Source organism: Mycobacterium paraintracellulare, from assembly GCF_000276825.1.
Taxonomy (GTDB): domain Bacteria; phylum Actinomycetota; class Actinomycetes; order Mycobacteriales; family Mycobacteriaceae; genus Mycobacterium; species Mycobacterium intracellulare.
Genome location: NC_016948.1, coordinates 996,025 through 1,013,835 on the forward strand (window position 1 = coordinate 996,025; position 17,811 = coordinate 1,013,835).

The window sequence follows — 17,811 nt, forward strand, 5'->3', positions numbered from 1 at the left end:
TGCGACCGCCGCTAGCGCACGCCGCGCGGCCGGAACTGGATGCTCACCCGAGGACCGACCGGTGCGGCCGTCTTGGGCACGGCGTGCTCCCACGTCCGCTGGCATGACCCGCCCATCACCAGCAGATCCCCGTGCGCCTGCGGCAGCCGCAGCGACGGGCCGCCGCCGCGGCGCCGCATCGCGAACGCGCGGGTGGCGCCCAGGCTGACGATCGCCACCATGGTGTCCTCCGAACTGCTCCGGCCGATCGTGTCGCCGTGCCAGGCCACGCTGTCGGAGCCGTCGCGGTAGCAGCACAGCCCCACCGTGGTGAACGGCTCACCGAGCTCGCCGGCGTAGATGTCGTTGAGCCGCCGCCGCAGCCGGGTCAGCATCGGGTGCGGCGGATCGTCGGCCGTGAGGTCGTGGAAGCTGACCAGGCGAGGGACGTCGACCACCCGGTCGTACATCTGGCGGCGTTCCTCGCGCCACGGCACCGTCGACAACAAGGCGTCCAGCAGGTCGTCCGCGTCGGTCAGCCAGCCGGCGCGGATTTCGATGAACGCGCCGTCACCGAGCTGTCGGCGCTCGGTGTGCTGGAACAGGGAGCCTTGAACCGCAACCTCCACGCGACCCAGTTTATCGCACATTCGTTCGATGGCGGCGGGCCGCGCGGCGGGCGTGTGACGCGCCCGTCCGGCCCCCGCCGCCGCTACGGTTGAGTCGTGGGTGAGGTTGAGCTGGGCACCAAGTCCGAGGTCGGCGCGCTGCGCACGGTCATCGTGCACCGCCCGGGCGCCGAGTTGCTCCGCCTCAACCCGCGCAACGTCGACCAGCTGCTGTTCGACGGCCTCCCGTGGGTCGCCCGCGCGCAGGACGAGCACGACCAGTTCGCCGAGGTGCTGCGTTCCCGCGGCGTCGAAGTGCTGTTGCTGTCGGACCTGCTCACCGAGGCGCTGACGCACAGCGGGGCCGCGCGGATGCAGGGCGTGGCGGCCGCCGTGGACGCGCGGAGGCTCGGAGTGCCACTGGCGCAAGAGCTTTCGGCGTACCTGCGGGGACTGGAGCCCGCCCGGCTGGCGCAGGTCCTGATGGCGGGCATGACGTTCAACGAGTTGCCCGCGGACACCCGCACCGACGTGTCGTTGGTGCTGCGCATGCACCACGGCGGCGATTTCGTCATCGAACCGCTGCCCAACCTGGTGTTCACCCGGGACTCGTCGATCTGGATCGGCCCGCGGGTGGTGATCCCGACGCTGGCGCTGCGGGCCCGGGTCCGTGAGGCGTCGTTGACCGATCTCATCTATGCCCATCACCCGCGGTTCACCGGGGTGCGGCGCGCCTACGAGTCGCGCACCGCGCCCGTCGAGGGTGGTGACGTGCTGCTGCTCGCGCCCGGCGTGGTCGCGGTCGGGGTGGGGGAGCGCACCACCCCCGCCGGTGCGGAAGCGTTGGCCCGCAGCCTGTTTGACGACGATCTCGCGCACACGGTGCTCGCGGTGCCGATTGCGCAGCGGCGCGCGCAGATGCATCTGGACACGGTGTGCACGATGGTCGACACGGACACGGTGGTGATGTACGCGAACATCGTCGACACGTTGTCGGCGTTCACCATCCAGCGCACCCCCGACGGGGTCGCCATCAGCGACGAGGTCCCCTTCCTGGAGGGCGCGGCCAAGGCGATGGAGATCGACAAGCTGCGGGTGATCGACACCGGGCTCGACCCCGTCATCGCCGAACGCGAGCAGTGGGACGACGGCAACAACACGCTGGCGCTGGCACCCGGCGTCGTCGTCGCCTATGAACGCAACGTGCAGACCAACATTCGCCTGCAGGAGGCCGGCATCGAAGTGCTGACCATCGCGGGATCCGAATTGGGCACCGGCCGCGGCGGCCCCCGCTGCATGTCGTGCCCCGTCAGCCGCGACGCGGTCTGACAACGCCGCGAAACTGTAAGTCCCAACGCATTTCCCGAGTGACGCCGCCGCTGGTTGCGGTCTCGCGGGAAAGAATCAGCGCCAGCTGGGCAGCCAGATCTCCATGTTCCACGTCTGCTGCGAAATCGGCAGACCGGTCAGCACCGGGAACAGCCAGGCGAAGTTGGTCACCACCAACGCCACATAGGCGCAGACGGCGATCAACCCCAGCGTGCGTCGCTCTGAGTTCACCCCGGGCCCCCGGGCGGGCGCCCCCGGGGTGTAGAGGATGTCGCAGCAAATCAGCGCGATGGCCATCACCAAAAACGGCGCCATCGTCGCCGCGTAGAAGAAGTACATCTGCCGATCGATGTTGGCGAACCACGGCAGCCAGCCCGCGCAATAGCCCACCAGCACAGCGGCGTAACGCCAATCGCGGCGCACCAGCATGCGCCACAGCGCGAAAATCAACACCGGCACCGCCACCCACCACAGCGCCGGCGTACCCACCAGCATCTCGGCCTTGACGCAGGACTGCGCGCCACAGCCCGGCACGTTCTGCTCGTCGATCGCATAGAGCACCGGCCGCAACGACATCGGCCAGCTCCACGGTTTCGATTCCCACGGGTGATAGTTGCCCGCCGCATTCGTCAGGCTCGCGTGGAATTGAAAAGCCTTGGCCGAGTAGTGCCACAGCGACCGGATCGCATCGGGTAGCGGGATCAACGAATGCGGGCCGATCGTCTGGCCCACCTCGTGCCGATCGATGGCCGTCTCGGAGGCGAACCACGGGGCGTAGCTGGCCAGATACACCAGCACCGGAATCAGGCCCAGCGCATAGCCGGTGGGGATGAGGTCGCGTCGCAGCGTCCCCATCCAGGGCCGGTCGACCTGGTACTGGCGGCGCGCGGCCACGTCGAACGCCAGCGACATCACGCCGAAAAACACCACGAAGTACAGGCCCGACCACTTTGTGCCGCATGCCAATCCGAGCAGCACCCCGGCGCCGAAGCGCCACCACCGCACACCCAGGCGTGGGCCCCACACCGTGTCGGCATTGCGGCCCTGCAGCAGCGCGACGTGCATTCGTTGCCGCACCTCGTCGCGGTCGACGATCAACGCGCCGAACGCGGCGACCACGAAAAACGTCAGGATGCCGTCGAGCAGCGCGGTCCGCGAGGCGACGAAGCTGACGCCGTCGCAGATGACCAGCACCCCGGCGATCGCGCCGACCAGCGTCGACCGGCTGATCCGCCGGACGATCCGCATCACCAGCGCCACCATGACCACGCCGAGCAATGCGCCGGTGAACCGCCAGCCGACGCCGCTGTAGCCGAAGATCGCCTCGCCGATCGCGATGAGCTGCTTGCCCACCGGCGGGTGGACAACCAGACCGAACCCCGGATTGTCCTCCACCCCGTGGTTGTGCAGCGCCTGCCAAGCCTGCGGGGCGTAGTGCTTCTCGTCGAAGACCGGCGTGCCGGCATCGGTGGGCGAGCCCAGGTTCAGGAAGCGGGTCACCGCGGCCGCCACGGTGATCACGCCGGTCACCACCCAGCCGCGGACGTGATCGGTCGGACCGAAATCGGCCACCGGAACCCGCGGGCCCGGGCTGACGACCGGGACCACGCGCTCCTTTTCGACACCCTGGGCGTTCAAGGGGGATTCGCGGGGCGGGGCAGTCATCGGTGTCGATCGTAGGCTGTCGACCATGACCACCGGCCGCCTGTTGCTGGGCGCGACCCCCTTGGGTCAGCCCTCGGACGCCTCGCCCCGCCTCCTCGACGCGCTGGCCACGGCCGACGTGGTGGCCGCCGAGGACACCCGCAGGGTCCGGATGTTGGCCACCGCCCTCGAGGTGAAGATCACCGGCCGGGTGATCAGCATGTTCGACCGGGTCGAGGCCACCCGGGTGGACCCGGTGCTCGAGGCGATCAGGGCGGGCGCGACCGTGCTGGTGGTCAGCGACGCCGGGATGCCGCTGATCAACGACCCCGGCTTCCGGCTGGTGACGGCGTGCGTGGAAGCCGGCCTGCCGGTGGGATGCCTGCCGGGACCCTCGGCGGTGACCACCGCGCTGGCCGTGTCCGGCCTGCCGGCGGACAAATTCTGCTTCGAGGGGTTCGCGCCGCGCAAGAAGGCGGCCCGACGCACCTGGCTGGATTCGCTGGCCGACGAGCGACGCACCTGTGTGTTCTTCGAGTCGCCGCGCCGGTTGCCCGCCTGTTTGCAGGACGCGGTCGAGCGGCTCGGCGGCGCGCGGCGGGCCGCGGTCTGCCGGGAACTGACCAAGGTGCACGAAGAGGTGGTGCGCGGACCGCTCGACGAGCTGGCGAAGTGGGCGGCCGACGGTGTGCTCGGCGAGATCACCGTGGTGCTGGCCGGCGCGACGCCGCGCGCCGACCTGCCGTCGCTGGTCGTCGAGGTCGAGGAGCTGGTCGCGGGCGGTGCTCGCGTCAAGGACGCCTGCGGCGAGGTGGCGGCAGCGTATCCCGAGGTGCGGTCCCGCCAGCTCTACGACGCGGTGCTGCGGGCTCGCCGCGTCTAGCGGCGGTGGCGGTCGCAAGCGCGGCGAAGCCGGGCGCAGCGGGCCGCCGCCGTCAGGACAAGCCGGCGGGGCTGGCGGCCGCGATCGACGGCAGCCCTACGATGGGCGAGGCCTTGTGCAGGCATTCGGCCCACTCGGCGTCGGGGTCGGAATCGGCGGTGATCCCGCCACCCACACCCAGCACGGCCCCTCCCGCGGCGTCGAATTCGACGGTGCGGATCGCGACGTTGAGTTCGCAGCCGGCTACCGGGGAGGCCAATCCGATTGTTCCGCAATAGATTCCGCGGCGGTGCGGTTCCCATTGCGAGAGCAGTTGGCGGGCACGGTGTTTGGGTGTCCCGGTGACCGAGGCCGGCGGGAAGGTGGCGTCCAGCAGCGCCGACGTCGGCAATTCGACCGGAACCTGGGCGGCCACCGTGGACACCAGGTGCCACACGCCCGGCGCGCGCCGCACCACCAACAGCTCCGGCACCGTCACCGAACCGACGACCGCCACGCGGCCGAGATCGTTGCGGACCAGGTCGACGATCATGATGTTTTCGGCCACCTCCTTGGGCGAGGCGCGCAGCGCCGACGGCCAGGCGTCCAGCGGCAAGGTGCCCTTGATCGGGCTGGACATGACGGCCGTCCCGCGCCGGCGTAGGAAGAGCTCCGGCGACAGCGACGCCACCGCGCCCCACGCACCCGCGACGTAGGCCGCCCGGGCCGGGGAGGTGCGGGCGACGCCATCGACGAAGAAGTCCAGCGGGAAACCGGCGACCGTGCCGGTGAATTGGGTGCACACGCACGCCTGGTAGACCTCGCCGGCGCGGATGGCTTCCAGGCAGGCGAGCACCCCGTCGCGGTGCGCGGACCGGTCGGCGATGCCCCAGTCGATCCGGCTCTCGCGCGGCGGTGGCGCAGGCGCGGCCAGCGCGGCGGCGAGCCAGCCCGGCATCGGCGCGCCGGAGAGGCTTTCGTACCACCAGTGCCCGTCGCGGTCGCGGCGCAGCACGCAGTCCGTCCAGCCGCCGGCGGCCTCGGGGATCCGGTTCGGGTGCGCGTCGGCGCCGGGGTCGGGGTACGACAGGTACCCGATCCACCCGCCGCCCACCGCGTGCGGCTCGGGGGTCCGCGGGGCGTCGACGGCGAACACGCCGTCGACAGCCACCGGCCCCAGCGACACGCTCGGCGCGATCACCGCCAGGGCCCCGAACCACTCGCCGGTCAGCGCGGCCGGGGGCGGGAGACCCAATCGGGTCGTGGCGTCACCGAGGGCGCGCAGCACCTGGGGTGCGGCGCCGAGATCGCCGAGCCGGTCGATGCGCACCGACCCAGTGTGCCGCTCAGCCGCGGCTGATGTCGCGAGCGGTGGCCAGCGCCGCCAGTTTGCGCGGGTTGCGCATGACGTAGAAGTTGGTGATCTTGTCGTCGGCGATCTCCACGGTGATCACCCCTTCGAGCTGGACGCCCAGGTAGAGCAGCACTGCCGGCGCGCCGTTGCAGGTCACCGTCTCCACCCGCAGCGCGGCCATCTCCGCGGCCCTGCGCATCAGCCCGGCGATCGCCCGGGCCACCTTGTCGGCGCCGACCACCGGCCGTCGGGCGGCGCTCACCACGCCGCCGCTGTCGGCCGTCCACGTGGCGTCCGGGGCCAGCATGGTCATCAGCGCTTCCACGTCGCCCCCCGCCGCCGCGGCCAGGAACTGGGCGGTGATCTCCGCGGTGCGCTCCGGGTCGGCCGCCTCGAACCGCTTGCGCCGAGCCCGCACGTGTTCACGGGCCCGGTGCGCCACCTGTCGCACCGTGGGCGCCGGCTTGCCCACCGCCTGGGCGATCTCGCCGTAGTCGAAGCCGAACACCTCGCGCAGCACGAACACGGCCCGCTCGTCGGGGCTCAGCGTCTCCAGCAGGACCAGCATTGCCATCGAAATCGACTCTGCGAGAACGACATCCGCGGACGGGTCCTGGTCTTCGAGGAGCAGCGGCTCGGGCAGCCACGGGCCCACGTACTCCTCGCGCCGGCGGGCGTCGGCCCGCAGCGCGTTGAGCGCCTGCCGGGTGACCAGCTGGGCCAGGTAGGACTTGGTGTCGCGCACCGTCGACAGGTCGACGGCCGACCACCGCAGATAACTGTCCTGCAGCACGTCGTCGGCCTCGGTCGCCGAGCCCAGCATCTCGTAGGCGATGGTGAACAGCAGCGGCCGCAGCAGGGTGAAGCGTTCGGCGTGCTCGCTGCCGATCGGTGCCCGTGTCATCGCAACGCGACCCGCTCGCCGGTCGGTGACTGCGCGGGCCGCTTGCCGCCCTTGAGCCAGAAATACGAACCGGGTTTGGCGGCCTCGCGGCGGATCGCCCACAGCGTGGCCTTGCAGATCGTCTCCTTGAGCGAAGCCGCGGCCCGGCCACCGAGGTACAGGTTCACCGGGGTGTCGTCGGTGCGCGCCAGCTGGAAGGTGGCGTGCGCGCGACCGAGGCTGATGCATTGTCCGACGAACGCCTGGTTCAGCGCCGCGGGCGCGTCCCCGGCGATGCGGCTGAGCACGGTGTTGGCGGCCTGGGCGCCCATGGGTCCGGCGGCCTGGCAACTCATCCGCAACGGCTGACCGGACGGCGCGGCTGCGTCACCGGCGGCGACGATGCGGTCGTCGTCGATGCTGGTCAGCGTTTCGTCGGTGAGCAGCCGGCCCATCGGGTCGGTGCGCAGCCCGCTGCGCGCGGCCAGATCGGGCACGGTGAATCCGGCCGTCCACACGGTGGCCGCGCTGGGCAACACGGTGCCGTCGTTGAGCACCACCTCATCCCAGCGCACCTCGGCCACGGCGACGGATTCCAGCACGGTGACACCGAGGCGGCGCAGCCGCTTGGCCACCGATCGCCGGCCCCGCTTGCTCAGCGACGGGCCGAGAACGGGGTCGCAGACCAGGGTGACCGGCCGTCGTCGCTCGGCGAGCTCGGAGGCCATCTCGATGCCCGTGAGCCCGCCGCCGACCACGGTGACGGGTGCGGGTAGCGGCAGGTCGGTGAGCGCGTAGTGCAGTCGCTGCGCGCTTTCCAGGTCGGCGACCGAGTGGGCGAACTCGGCGAAGCCCGGCACCGTCGAAGGCGTCGCGCCGGTGCTGCCGACGGCGTAGATCAGGTAGTCGTAGTCCAGCTCGAAGCCCGAGCCCAGCAGCAGGCGCCGGCCCGGCGCGTCGATGCCTTCGACCGTGTCGACGATCAGCTCTATCCCGTCGCCGAGCAGCGTCGCGTAATCGGCGGTCGCGGCGCCGGTGTCGGCGACCAGCTGATGCAACCGGATGCGCTCCACGAAGACCGGCCGGGGGTTCACCAGCGTGATGTCGATGTCTGGGCGCTGCCGCAAATGGTTGGCCGCGAGCGTCCCGGCGTATCCGCCGCCGACAACGACGACATGAGTTCTCTGAGGCGCCACCTCGGTCATGGCTATATCTCCTAGCTGTTCGTGAGGACCTGTGCCCTTGAGACACCGCAGACCGGCCGAGCGTGACATCGACACCGCTATTGTGACCCGTCTCACTGCGCGCCGGCGGGCGGAAGCGTGCCGTCAACGGACCGCACCCCCGCTGAGCTGCGGCGGAGCATCGCGGGAACGCGCGTGATACGCTGCGCTACGCCAATTCGTGGCCCGCCCCGGTCGGATACACGCACCAGACAAACCGCGAAATATGGGGCCACTTGCACGCGCCATCGGTGTGTATTGGGAGAAGCAACCTTGACGACGACCATCTGCGCGAGCGGCCGCGGGCCCTCGCCGTCGGACGTGTCGTCGGGTGCGATCTGACGCGGTGACGATGTTGTGGTCATGGAGGACGCGCGCGCTTGCCGCTGTCGTGTGCGCGGCGCTGGTGTTGAGCGCGTGCGGTGGTAAAAGCGACCCCGGGCCGCTGTCCGCGATGGTCAGCCCGGCCATCCCACCCAGCGCGCAGGAGATCCCGAACCCGCTGCGCGGCCAGTACGAGGAAATGCTGAATCCGCTTTTCCCGCAAGGCAATTCGGCGCAGCAGCGGTACTCCTCCTGGCCCGCGTCGTATGACGCCAGCCTGCGTGTCTCGTGGCGGCAGTTGCAGCCGGTCGATCCGCGCACACTGCCCCCCGACGCGCCCGACGACCGCAAGTTCGATTTCAGCGCGATCGACGACGCGCTGAACAAGCTCGGGGCCCGGAACATGCGCCTGGCCCTTGGCGTATTCGTCTACAAATCCTGTTGCAACGACACCTCTTCCGACAACACGAACATCGCGATCCCGGACTGGGTGCGGCCGTACGCCGCCAGTTATCCCGCGCCGGCGAAGAGTTCGGCCCCGGGGGTCACCCAGGTGGTGCCGAATTTCAACGACCCCGACTACCTCAACGGGATCAGTCAACTGCTGGCCGCCCTCGGCCGTCGCTATGACGGCGACGAGCGACTCAGCGTGTTCGAATTCTCCGGTTACGGCGACTTCGGCGAGAACCACGTCGCGTATCTGCGCGATTCGCTGAGCGCGCCGGGGCCCGCGCCGGACGACAGCGTGGCAAAGCTGGGCTATTACAGCCAGTTCCGCGACCAGAGCATCACCAAGGCCTCCATCGCGCAGTTGGTCGCGGCGAACACGAATGCCTTCCCGCACACGCAATTGGTGGTGGCCCCCCAGAATCCGGAGATCGTCCGCGAATTGTTCGCCGACGACGTGACGAAGAAACTGGCCGCGCCCGTCGGCATCCGCGCGGACTGCCTGGGGGTGCAGGCGCCGTTGCCGGAATGGGCCGACGCCAGCGACTCGCACTACGTGCGCTCCAACGACGCCGTCGTCAACGCGATCAAGCAGCGGCTCACCTCGGCCCTGGTGATCAGCCAGTGGTGCCAGTTGCCCAGCGGCGCCGACCCCCGGTCGTACTACGAGAAGGGGCTGCACGACGTCATCAGGTACCACGTGTCGATGACCTCGAGTGCCGACTTCCCCGACCGGGATGCTGCCTCGGCGATGGATCCCAAGCTGTTTTTGCTGTGGGGCAAGGCCAATACCTCCGCGGGATACCGGTACTCGGTCGAGGCGCAGCCGGGATCGCAGTCGATCCAGGGCAAGGTGGCGACGATCTCGGTGGCCTGGACCAACTACGGTTCGGCGGCGGCCACCGAGCACTGGGAGCCCGGTTACAAGCTGGTCGACTTCTCGGGGGCGGTGGTCCGCAGCCTGCCGGCGACGGTGAACCTGGCGAAGCTGGTCCATGACGAGACCAGCCAATCGCGCGAGGAGCCGGTTCCCGAATCGTCGAGCGAGTCGGTCCACGTCGACGTGACGGGCCTGGCGCCCGGCCACTACACGCTGCGGGCGTCCGTCGAATGGCGGCAACACAAGCCGGGCGCCTCGCACGTCGTCAATTACGCATCCATGGCCCTGGCCCGGGACGGCCGCGACGGCTCAGGGCTGTACCCGATTGCCACGCTTGACATCCCGAGCGACTCGGCCTCGGCAAACGGCCAGTGACATCGTCCGGCCGCGGCGCTGCTTCGTTGGCTGCGAGCTTTTCGTAACCCCGGATGGGCGGGGCCGTGCGTGATACCGTTCTCGGACATATTTTGACTTCGGGACCCAGACGGGATAGTGCCCCGTATCGGAGGATTCCGTGCCGCGCAGCCTGAACCTGGTGGTCACCTCCGTCGCCACCGCGCTGATGGAGGCCACGGCGCCCACGGCGACCTCGGTCAGCGAAAAGGTACTCGCGCGGCTCGTCGAGCAGTTCGATGTGGACGCCAGCTTCCTGCGCCACCACGACAACGATGCCGCGGCGTCGACGTTGGTCGCCGAATGGCCGAGACGAACCGACAGCCCGGATCCGGATCTGGTGGCGGCGTTGCAGTTGGACGGCGTCGAGTCGGTGCTCGCCCAGTGTGAGCGCGACCGCAAGCCGGTGGTGACCCGTCCGGATCGGTCCGCCGGGTGGGTCCGCCGCGCGCTGAGGCCGGGCAAGGCGACGGCGTCGCCGTCGGTGGCGGCCGCGCCGCTGATGTCCAGCGACGCGTGCACCGGCGTGCTCGGCTTCGTGAAGTTCGGCGCCCGCAGGTGGAAGCAGGAGGAGATCAACACCCTGGAGGCGGTCGCCGCGCTGTTTGCCCAGCTTCAAGCGCGCATCGTCGCCGAAGAGCGGCTCCGCTACCTCGCCGAGCACGACGACCTGACCGGTGTGTACAACCGGCGGGCGCTGGTCGCGCACCTGTCCGGACGCCTCGCGCCCGGCAGCCCCGGACCCGTCGCGGTGTTCTACCTCGATCTCGATCGGCTCAAGCCGATCAACGACTACCTCGGCCACAGCGCGGGCGACTGGTTCATCCGGGTCTTCGCGCAGCGCATCGAGGAGTGCGCGGGAACGCCGAGCATGATCGCCCGGCTCGGCGGCGACGAGTTCGTCGTCATCCCGGACGAGCCGATGTCGCCGGAGGTCGCCGAGGCGTTCGCGCGTCGCCTGTCGACGATGCTGTGCGATCGCCTGACCATCGGTGGCCACGTGATCAGCCGGACCGTCAGCATCGGGCTGGCGGTGGGCACGCCCGGGGCGGACAACTGCGCCGATCTGCTCCGCCGGGCGGACGAGGCGGTGCTGACGGCCAAGCGTGCCGGCGGCAATCAGACGGCGGTGTCCACCGACGACATGTCGCTCAAGCGAGCGTTCCGCAACGACATCGAGTTGCACCTGCAGGGCGACATCGACAGCGAAGGTCTGCTCCTGCATTACCTGCCCGAGGTCGACTTGTGGACCGGGGCCATCGTGGGCGCGGAGGCGCTGGTGCGCTGGCGGCACCCGGTCTGGGGTCTGCTGCTGCCCGACTCGTTCATCGGCGTGGCCGAATCCACCAACCTCGCCGCGGAGTTGGGCGGGTGGGTGATGCGCAGCGCCTGCGCCGAGTTCAGCCAGTGGCGCGCCCATGGGGTCGGGCACGGCGCCATGCTGCGCATCAACGTGTCGCCCATCCAGCTGATCAGTCGTGGCTTCGTCGAAAGCGTCGCCGACACGATCGGCGAGTTCGGAATCGATGCCGCATCGGTGTGCCTCGAGATCACCGAACGCGCCGTGGTGCACGACATCGACACCACGCGAAAAACCTTGTCGGAGCTCAAGGAAGTCGGCGTGCAGGTCGCCATCGACGACTTCGGCACCGGCTATGCCGTTCTGTCCCACCTGAAATCCCTGCCGGTCGACATGCTCAAGATCGACGCCGGGTTCGTGCGCGATGTCGGCACCGACACCGGCGACCTGGCCATCGTCCGCGCCATCATCGGGCTCGCCGAGGCGTTCGGGCTGGAAGTGGTCGCCGAAGGCGTCGAAACCCCCGCCGCCGCACTGACTTTGATGCAACACGGCTGCCACCGCGCGCAAGGCTTCCTGCTGTCGCGTCCCCTGCCCGGCGACGCGATGGAAGCGCTGCTGTCCGCGCGCTGGATGCCGATGCCGTTTCTCGCCGACCGCGAGTCATCGTCGCTGGGCTCGACGTAGCGGCGACGATCGCGGAGGCCGCTCAGCCTTCGGTGGGCAAGAAGACAAAGTTGTTGAGGTAGGTGCCGTGGGCGGCCCAGCCGTCCTCCCGCCTGCCGACGTTGGCCGGGTCCTGATGCTGTGCCGGATCGAACTCGGCGATGGGCCGACGAGCGCCACCGAGATCGAAGTAACCCGCGTAACCGAGACCGGCCAGCAACGCCGTGATCTCGGCGACGGCGTCGGGGTGATGGCGTTCCTCGGCTTCCACCACGATCGCCGGCCGATTGCGGGTGAGCGTCTGCGTGGCGCCCCGTAACACTGCGAGTTCGTGGCCCTCGACGTCGATCTTGATCAGGCCGATGTCGTCAAGATGCAGGTCGTCGAGCCGCTTGACCGGCACGTCGATGCGGCGAATGTCATCCCCGTCGACGTCGGTGAGTTCGTTGTCGGTGTCGATTGTGCTTCGGCCCGGCTCGGATTCGACCACCCGCATGGCGATCGTGCCGGGCCGGTCGGACAGCGCCACCGCCTCCACCCGGACGGGGACGCCGACGGCGGCGAACATCGCTGCCAGATCGCGGGCCTGCGCCGGCCGGGGCTCGAACGCGGTCACCGAGCGCGACGACGCCGCCATCGCAATCGTGAATTCGCCGAGGTCCGCTCCGATGTCCAGGGAGATCCGGTTCGGATCGCACAATGACGCCACCAGCTGGATGTCCGCGCGGCTCTGCCCCAAGCGGTGCAGGATTCGAAACTTCCGCCGCCAGAACAGGCGCGGTGCGAGTTTTTTTGCCGCCGGCGCGAGCCACGTTTTGGCCGAGCGTGCGACCGACATCTGCTGTGACTCCTGTCCGATTTGCGGAGCCCCAGCTTAGTCGACGCGGCGATTTGACAATGGCCAAAGCGCGCCGGGAGGCCCCGCCAAGCCGGCGGGCTTTTCACCGGGCGCCCCGATTTCAGCCATCTGTCACGGGCCCGGGCTGTACCCTGTTGTCACCCTTGATATCCCGCGCATGTGACTAGTCGCGACCGCCAGAGAGGTAGCAGTAGATGCATTTGTCGGACACGGTTTAGCGCGAGCAATCATGGTCCGGACAATTAGGAACATTCTCCTTGTCGTCACCGTGTGCGTGACGTTGGTGCTCGACGGATGTGACGGCCGCAGCGACCTTGATCCGCTCGCCCTGATCAGCAGTCCGGCCATACCGTTGTCCGTGCAGGACGTGCCGAACCCGCTGCGCGGCCAGTACGAAGATCTCCTGCAACCGCTGTTCCCGCAGGGCAGTCCGGCGCAGCGGCGCTACCCGGCGTGGCCGGCGTCCTACGACGCCAGTTTGCGTGTCCCCTGGCGCCAGTTGCAGCCCACCGATCCGAGCACACTGCCGCCGGACGCTCCCGACGATCGCAAATTCGATTTCAGCGTGATCGATGACGCCCTGACGAAATTGGCCGGTCGAAACATGCGCCTGACGCTTCGTGTGGTCGCCTACAACTCGTGTTGCGACACCGTCTATCCGAACAACACCAACATCGCGATGCCCGACTGGATGGGCGCCGCGGCCACCAACTACTCCGGTCCGCAACGATATTGGTGGATGCCCGGCGTCACGCAGGTCGTTCCGAACTGGAATGATCCGAACTACCTGAACGCATTCGGCCAGCTGTTGGCCGCGTTGGGCCGCCGTTACGACGGCGACGAACGGCTGAGCGTCTTCGAATTCTCCGGCTACGGCGATTTCAGCGAGAACCACATCTCGTATCTGCGTGACACACTCGGTGCGCCAGGGCCCGCACCCGATGAGAGCGTCGCGAAGCTGGGGTATTACAGCCAGTTTCGTGACCAGAACATCACCGCCGAGTCCATTCGGCAGCTGGTCGCGGCGACCGTAAACGCTTTTCCCCACACGCAATTGGTGACAACCGCACTGAACCCGGAGATCGTGCGCCAGTTGATCGCCGACGACGTGACGAAGAAACTGTCCGCGCCGGTGGGCATCCGCGCGGACTGCCTGGGCGTGCAGGATCCGCTGCCCGCGTGGGCCGAAAGAGATGGTTCCCACTATGTGCAGTCCAAGGACCCGCTGGTCGGAGCGCTGAGGAACCGGCTGGCGTCGGCGCCGATGATCACCGAATGGTGCCAGCTGCCCGAGAAAACCGATCCGCGGACCTACTACGAAAAAGGCCTGCAGGACGTCGTCAAGTACCGCGTGTCGATGACATCGAGTTTCAACTTCCCGGCTGTGGATTCGTCGACACCGATGGACCCGGCGCTGTACTTGCTGTGGGCGCGGGCAAATGTCGTCGCAGGCTACCGGTATTCGGTGGAGGCGCGGCAGGAATCGCAATCGGTGAAAGACGGCAAGGCGACCCTGGCCGTCGCGTGGACCAATTACGGCGCGGCCGCCGCGACCGAAAACTGGGCCCCGGGCTACCGGCTCGTCGATTTCTCGGGGGCCGTGGTCCGCACGCTTCCCGCGACCGTGGCGCTGAAAACCCTGGTCCAAAGCCCATCCGGGGACGGCTCCGGCAAGGAGCCGTTGCCGGCGTCGACGACGGAGTCCATTCACATCGACTTGGCGGGCTTGGCGCCAGGGCACTACACGTTGTGCGCCTCGGTCGATTGGCAACAGCACAAGCCGGGCGCGAACCACGTGGTGAACTATCCGCCCATGCGGCTCGCGCGCGACGGGCGCGACGGCACCGGATGCTATCCGATCGCGACGCTGAATCTGTCCCGCGACGCGTTGACTCACGCCGCGTGACGATGACTGCGGGCGCCGCGTCGCCAATTACGCGGTAAATCAACCGGGGCAGCGGGACCGCGATTCCGCCAATGCCCGCCTGATGATGCTGCATAATCTGCAGTGGTATGCGCGGCTGGTGGGGCAAAACCGCAGAGTTTTCTTCCCGCCGAAGGCTTTTAGAAAGGTTAATAGCCGATGGATTTCCGTACCTTCGTCCGGATTCTCGGCGCGCACTGGAAACTCGCCTTGACCGCGCTGCTGGCGTGTACCGTCGGCGCCGCGTTCGTGACCGCATTGCAGACCAAGCACTACCAGTCGTCGGCCACGGTCCTCATCTCGTTTTCCGGTGCGACCGACCTCAACGAGGTGTACAGCGGCACGCAGGCCGCCCAGGAACGGCTGTCGTCGTACGCGCAAATCGCCGGTGGACACATCGTGGCCGAGCGCGCCATCCGCCAGCTCCAACTTCCCATGCGCGCCGATGATCTGCTGAGCCAAACCCAAGTCAAATACACCCCGAAATCGGTGCTGTTCACGATCAGCGTCAAAGACACCGACCCGGCGCGCGCCGCCGCGCTGGCGGGCGCCATGGCCGGCCAGTTCAGCGCGATGCTGCCGACGCTTGCCCCGAACCCGGCGTCGAACGGCGTGGCCGCGCCGGTCACCGCGGGACCGCGACCCGAGGCGGTCGAGACGACGCCGCCGCCGTCGGGTCAACCGTCCGACGTGCCGGCATCGGCGGGACCGACCGGCAAGCCGTGGCCCTTGGCGCGGGCGACGATGGTCGAGCCGCCCCGCGTTCCGAAGATTCCGGTGTCGCCGGTGCCGCTGCGAAACATGGCGATCGGGTTCATCGCCGGTCTGCTGTTGGCCATCGCGGTGGCGCTGACCCGCGAGGCCGGCGACCGCACCGTGCGCACCCGCGCCAAGCTGGAGGAACTCTCGGGCCTGCCGACCTTGGCGGAGCTGCCGGGAAAGCGCGGCGGGACTCCGCGGTTCGGCACCGACACCGCATTCGACGACGCGGTGCGCGGCATGCGCACCCGGCTGCTCAGGGCGATGGGACCCAATGCCCGTCAGGTGTTGGTGGCGGGCCCGTTCGGTGGCGAGGGAACGACGACGACGGCGATGAACCTGGCGCTCGCGCTCGCCGAGATGGGCGAAGACGCGTTGCTGGTCGAGGGCGACAGCCGCCGGCACGTGATCGCCGGTCTGCTCAGGGTCGAATCGGGGGAGGGGCTGGCCAACGCGCTCGCCAACCCCGCCGCGGCCGCCCAGGTGGTGAAGCCGACGCCGATTTCGAAGCTGCACATCCTCGCGTCGCGGTCCGCACGGCGCGAGAGTCTGCCCCCCAGCGCGTACCTGCCGGAAGTGATCGACCGAGTGGTGCAGGAATTGTCCTCACGGTTTGACCGCATCGTCATCGACGGCCCGCCGGTGCTGGCGACCGCCGACACCGGCCTGCTGGCCGGTGCCGTCCCCGCCACCGTGCTGGTGGTTCGCGCGAAGCGCACGACCGCGGACGAACTCAAGGACGCGTTGACCGCCCTGCGCGCCGCCGGCGCACAGGTGGTCGGCACGGTGTTGACCGACGCCCGCCAGTCGCTGCACATCAGGGCCGCCGACCGCGCCTACCGGTCAAAGGTCAGCAGGCCGGCGTGATCCCGTACCTGCGGGCCCGTCACCGCCTGGCCGTGGATGGCGCCCTGCTGGCGATCTTCGTGTTCGGATGCTTCGCGTTCGGCGTGCTGTCGGTGCGCCGAACCACCGAGGGTGTGCTGCTGACCGCCGCGTTGTTCTGCGTGGTCGTGTACTGGGTGAAACCCGAAGGGATGGTGGGGGTCACGCTGTTCGGTGCGTTCGCGGCACTGCCGGAAGGCTTACACGTGGGGAAAGTCTTTGGCCCGCTGACGATTTACGCGTACCACCTGGCGGCCATCCTCGCGATCTGCTACCTGATCCCCACCGCGAAACCGCGGTCGTCCGACTTCGTGCTGCCGGGGATCCTGGTGGTGGCGGTGCTGTGTTCCACGGCCACCGGATTCGCCACGGGAAACCCCGACCTCACGGTGACCCGCGAAGCGACCACCATGATCGAAATGGCGATCGGCTTCGTCCTTGCGATGTTCGTCGTCTACAGCGGACACGTCCGATGGTCGATCCGGGTGATGATCGTGATCCTGTGGTTTTCGGCGGCGATGGCGATCATCAGCTCGCTGTACGCCATCCGGTTGGCCGGTCGGGCGGAAAGCCTGGAGGGGACGACGGGTGCCGGTCAGGCCGTGCGCATCATCCTGTCCACCCAGACGCCGGCCACCGCGGTGCTGAGCGCACTGGTCGCCGCCCCGATCGTGGGCCGGGTCCGACCCATGGCTTATCTCGCGTTGGGCGTTCCCGCGCTGAGCATTTCGCTGCTGTCCTTCTCCCGCAACACGCTGATCTCCATGGGGGTGGCGGCCGCGGTCGCACTGTTGGGCAGCCTGAGTTGGGCGGCCGTGCGGCGGGCGGTCGTGGCCGCGACGGTCGGCCTGGCCGTCGTCGCGGTGGCGGTGCCCGGGTCGCTGTTTTTGCTGCAGCGTTCGAAGACCGGGGCGTGGCTGGCCGATCAATACGTTGCGTTCAATCAGCGGGTGCTGGGCGGGGTTACGTCGAGCGCGCTCGCGGTGGACGATTCGGCGCTGGAGCGACTGCGAGAAATCAATCTCCTCAAGGAGACCATCGCCCAGGCCCCGTTCTTCGGGCACGGCCTGGGCTACGTGTACCAGCCGCCGACCGGCGACGACGAATTCCATCGGTACCTCTATCCCGCCTACTCCCACAACTTCTACCTGTGGTGGCTGGCTAAGGCCGGGGCGGTGGGCATGGCCGCGTTCGTGCTGTTCGCGCTCACGCCGGTGATCCTCGCGCTGCGGTGCGCCCCGGCGCCCGCGAAAATCAGTGCGGCCGTCGCCGCGGGCCTGTTGGCGATATCCGCCGTGTGGCCGTTGCCGGAGATGCCGATGGACGCCTTGGGCTTGGGCATGGCGCTGGGGGCGGCGATGGGCTACGCCGGCTTGCGGCGCCGGGGCGCGGAGGGCAGCCGGACCGAGGACAATCCGGCGCCGGCCGCCACGCCCGACCCGCCCCTCGATGCCACGGTTGGCGCGGTCACTTTCCCGTAGACGAGCCAGGC

Annotated in this window: 13 protein-coding genes; 7 read left to right on the forward strand and 6 right to left on the reverse strand. The window is 69.0% G+C overall.

What is annotated here, in order from left to right; genetic code table 11:
• Nucleotides 1–11: 11 nt before the first annotated feature.
• A complete protein-coding gene (locus OCQ_RS04965; protein ID WP_014383932.1) occupies nucleotides 12–608 on the reverse strand; it encodes an alpha-ketoglutarate-dependent dioxygenase AlkB in 597 nt (198 codons plus the stop codon).
• Between the two features lie 96 nt (nucleotides 609–704).
• On the opposite strand from OCQ_RS04965, the gene arcA reads away from it, so the two are divergent.
• The gene (gene arcA / locus OCQ_RS04970; RefSeq protein ID WP_009954974.1) at nucleotides 705–1,916 is read left to right on the forward strand and encodes an arginine deiminase; all 1,212 of its coding nucleotides are present in this window, start codon (nucleotides 705–707) and stop codon (nucleotides 1,914–1,916) included.
• 75 nt (nucleotides 1,917–1,991) lie between these two features.
• Here the strand turns inward: arcA and OCQ_RS04975 are convergent, their stop codons facing one another.
• On the reverse strand, nucleotides 1,992–3,524 hold the full coding sequence (locus OCQ_RS04975; RefSeq protein ID WP_162130205.1) for a dolichyl-phosphate-mannose--protein mannosyltransferase: 1,533 nt from the start codon (nucleotides 3,522–3,524) through the stop codon (nucleotides 1,992–1,994).
• Nucleotides 3,525–3,606: 82 nt separating this feature from the next.
• Between OCQ_RS04975 and rsmI the strand changes: the two genes are divergently transcribed.
• Nucleotides 3,607–4,443: a 16S rRNA (cytidine(1402)-2'-O)-methyltransferase gene (rsmI, locus tag OCQ_RS04980; protein WP_014383934.1), complete on the forward strand. Its 837-nt coding sequence runs from the start codon at nucleotides 3,607–3,609 to the stop codon at nucleotides 4,441–4,443.
• Between the two features lie 52 nt (nucleotides 4,444–4,495).
• Here the strand turns inward: rsmI and OCQ_RS04985 are convergent, their stop codons facing one another.
• Genes OCQ_RS04985 through OCQ_RS04995 form a run of 3 tightly spaced genes read right to left on the reverse strand, consistent with a single transcriptional unit; the run spans nucleotide 4,496 to nucleotide 7,864 of the window.
• Nucleotides 4,496–5,752: an aminodeoxychorismate synthase component I gene (locus tag OCQ_RS04985; RefSeq protein ID WP_014383935.1), complete on the reverse strand. Its 1,257-nt coding sequence runs from the start codon at nucleotides 5,750–5,752 to the stop codon at nucleotides 4,496–4,498.
• A gap of 16 nt (nucleotides 5,753–5,768) precedes the next feature.
• Nucleotides 5,769–6,680, reverse strand: a complete 912-nt coding sequence (locus tag OCQ_RS04990; protein WP_014383936.1) for an RNA polymerase sigma-70 factor — start codon at nucleotides 6,678–6,680, stop codon at nucleotides 5,769–5,771.
• Nucleotides 6,677–7,864 (reverse strand): NAD(P)/FAD-dependent oxidoreductase, encoded by a 1,188-nt coding sequence (locus OCQ_RS04995; RefSeq protein WP_014383937.1) that lies wholly within the window; start codon nucleotides 7,862–7,864, stop codon nucleotides 6,677–6,679. Before OCQ_RS04995 ends, OCQ_RS04990 begins: the two co-directional genes overlap by 4 nt.
• 370 nt (nucleotides 7,865–8,234) lie before the next feature.
• On the opposite strand from OCQ_RS04995, the gene OCQ_RS05000 reads away from it, so the two are divergent.
• A complete protein-coding gene (locus OCQ_RS05000; protein WP_051019758.1) occupies nucleotides 8,235–9,908 on the forward strand; it encodes a hypothetical protein in 1,674 nt (557 codons plus the stop codon).
• Between the two features lie 139 nt (nucleotides 9,909–10,047).
• The gene (locus OCQ_RS05005; RefSeq protein ID WP_014383939.1) at nucleotides 10,048–11,913 is read left to right on the forward strand and encodes a putative bifunctional diguanylate cyclase/phosphodiesterase; all 1,866 of its coding nucleotides are present in this window, start codon (nucleotides 10,048–10,050) and stop codon (nucleotides 11,911–11,913) included.
• Between the two features lie 22 nt (nucleotides 11,914–11,935).
• On the opposite strand, the gene OCQ_RS05010 is transcribed toward OCQ_RS05005, so the two are convergent.
• Nucleotides 11,936–12,730, reverse strand: a complete 795-nt coding sequence (locus OCQ_RS05010) for an FkbM family methyltransferase (protein WP_014383940.1) — start codon at nucleotides 12,728–12,730, stop codon at nucleotides 11,936–11,938.
• A gap of 250 nt (nucleotides 12,731–12,980) precedes the next feature.
• On the opposite strand from OCQ_RS05010, the gene OCQ_RS05015 reads away from it, so the two are divergent.
• The 3 genes from OCQ_RS05015 (at nucleotide 12,981) to OCQ_RS05025 (ending at nucleotide 17,800) form a co-directional block, all read left to right on the forward strand.
• On the forward strand, nucleotides 12,981–14,657 hold the full coding sequence (locus OCQ_RS05015) for a hypothetical protein (RefSeq protein ID WP_051019696.1): 1,677 nt from the start codon (nucleotides 12,981–12,983) through the stop codon (nucleotides 14,655–14,657).
• Between the two features lie 177 nt (nucleotides 14,658–14,834).
• Nucleotides 14,835–16,301, forward strand: a complete 1,467-nt coding sequence (locus OCQ_RS05020; RefSeq protein WP_009955589.1) for a polysaccharide biosynthesis tyrosine autokinase — start codon at nucleotides 14,835–14,837, stop codon at nucleotides 16,299–16,301.
• The gene (locus tag OCQ_RS05025; protein WP_014383942.1) at nucleotides 16,298–17,800 is read left to right on the forward strand and encodes an O-antigen ligase family protein; all 1,503 of its coding nucleotides are present in this window, start codon (nucleotides 16,298–16,300) and stop codon (nucleotides 17,798–17,800) included. Before OCQ_RS05020 ends, OCQ_RS05025 begins: the two co-directional genes overlap by 4 nt.
• Nucleotides 17,801–17,811 lie beyond the last annotated feature (11 nt).

Bases quoted from the DNA above. Each gene is read 5' to 3' on its own strand.
- rsmI (WP_014383934.1), top strand. From the start codon at position 3,607: ATGACCACCGGCCGCCTGTTGCTGGGCGCGACCCCCTTGGGTCAGCCC.
- OCQ_RS04990 (WP_014383936.1), bottom strand. From the start codon at position 6,680: ATGACACGGGCACCGATCGGCAGCGAGCACGCCGAACGCTTCACCCTG.
- OCQ_RS04995 (WP_014383937.1), bottom strand. From the start codon at position 7,864: ATGACCGAGGTGGCGCCTCAGAGAACTCATGTCGTCGTTGTCGGCGGC.
- OCQ_RS05000 (WP_051019758.1), top strand. From the start codon at position 8,235: ATGTTGTGGTCATGGAGGACGCGCGCGCTTGCCGCTGTCGTGTGCGCG.
- OCQ_RS05010 (WP_014383940.1), bottom strand. From the start codon at position 12,730: ATGTCGGTCGCACGCTCGGCCAAAACGTGGCTCGCGCCGGCGGCAAAA.
- OCQ_RS05015 (WP_051019696.1), top strand. From the start codon at position 12,981: ATGGTCCGGACAATTAGGAACATTCTCCTTGTCGTCACCGTGTGCGTG.
- OCQ_RS05020 (WP_009955589.1), top strand. From the start codon at position 14,835: ATGGATTTCCGTACCTTCGTCCGGATTCTCGGCGCGCACTGGAAACTC.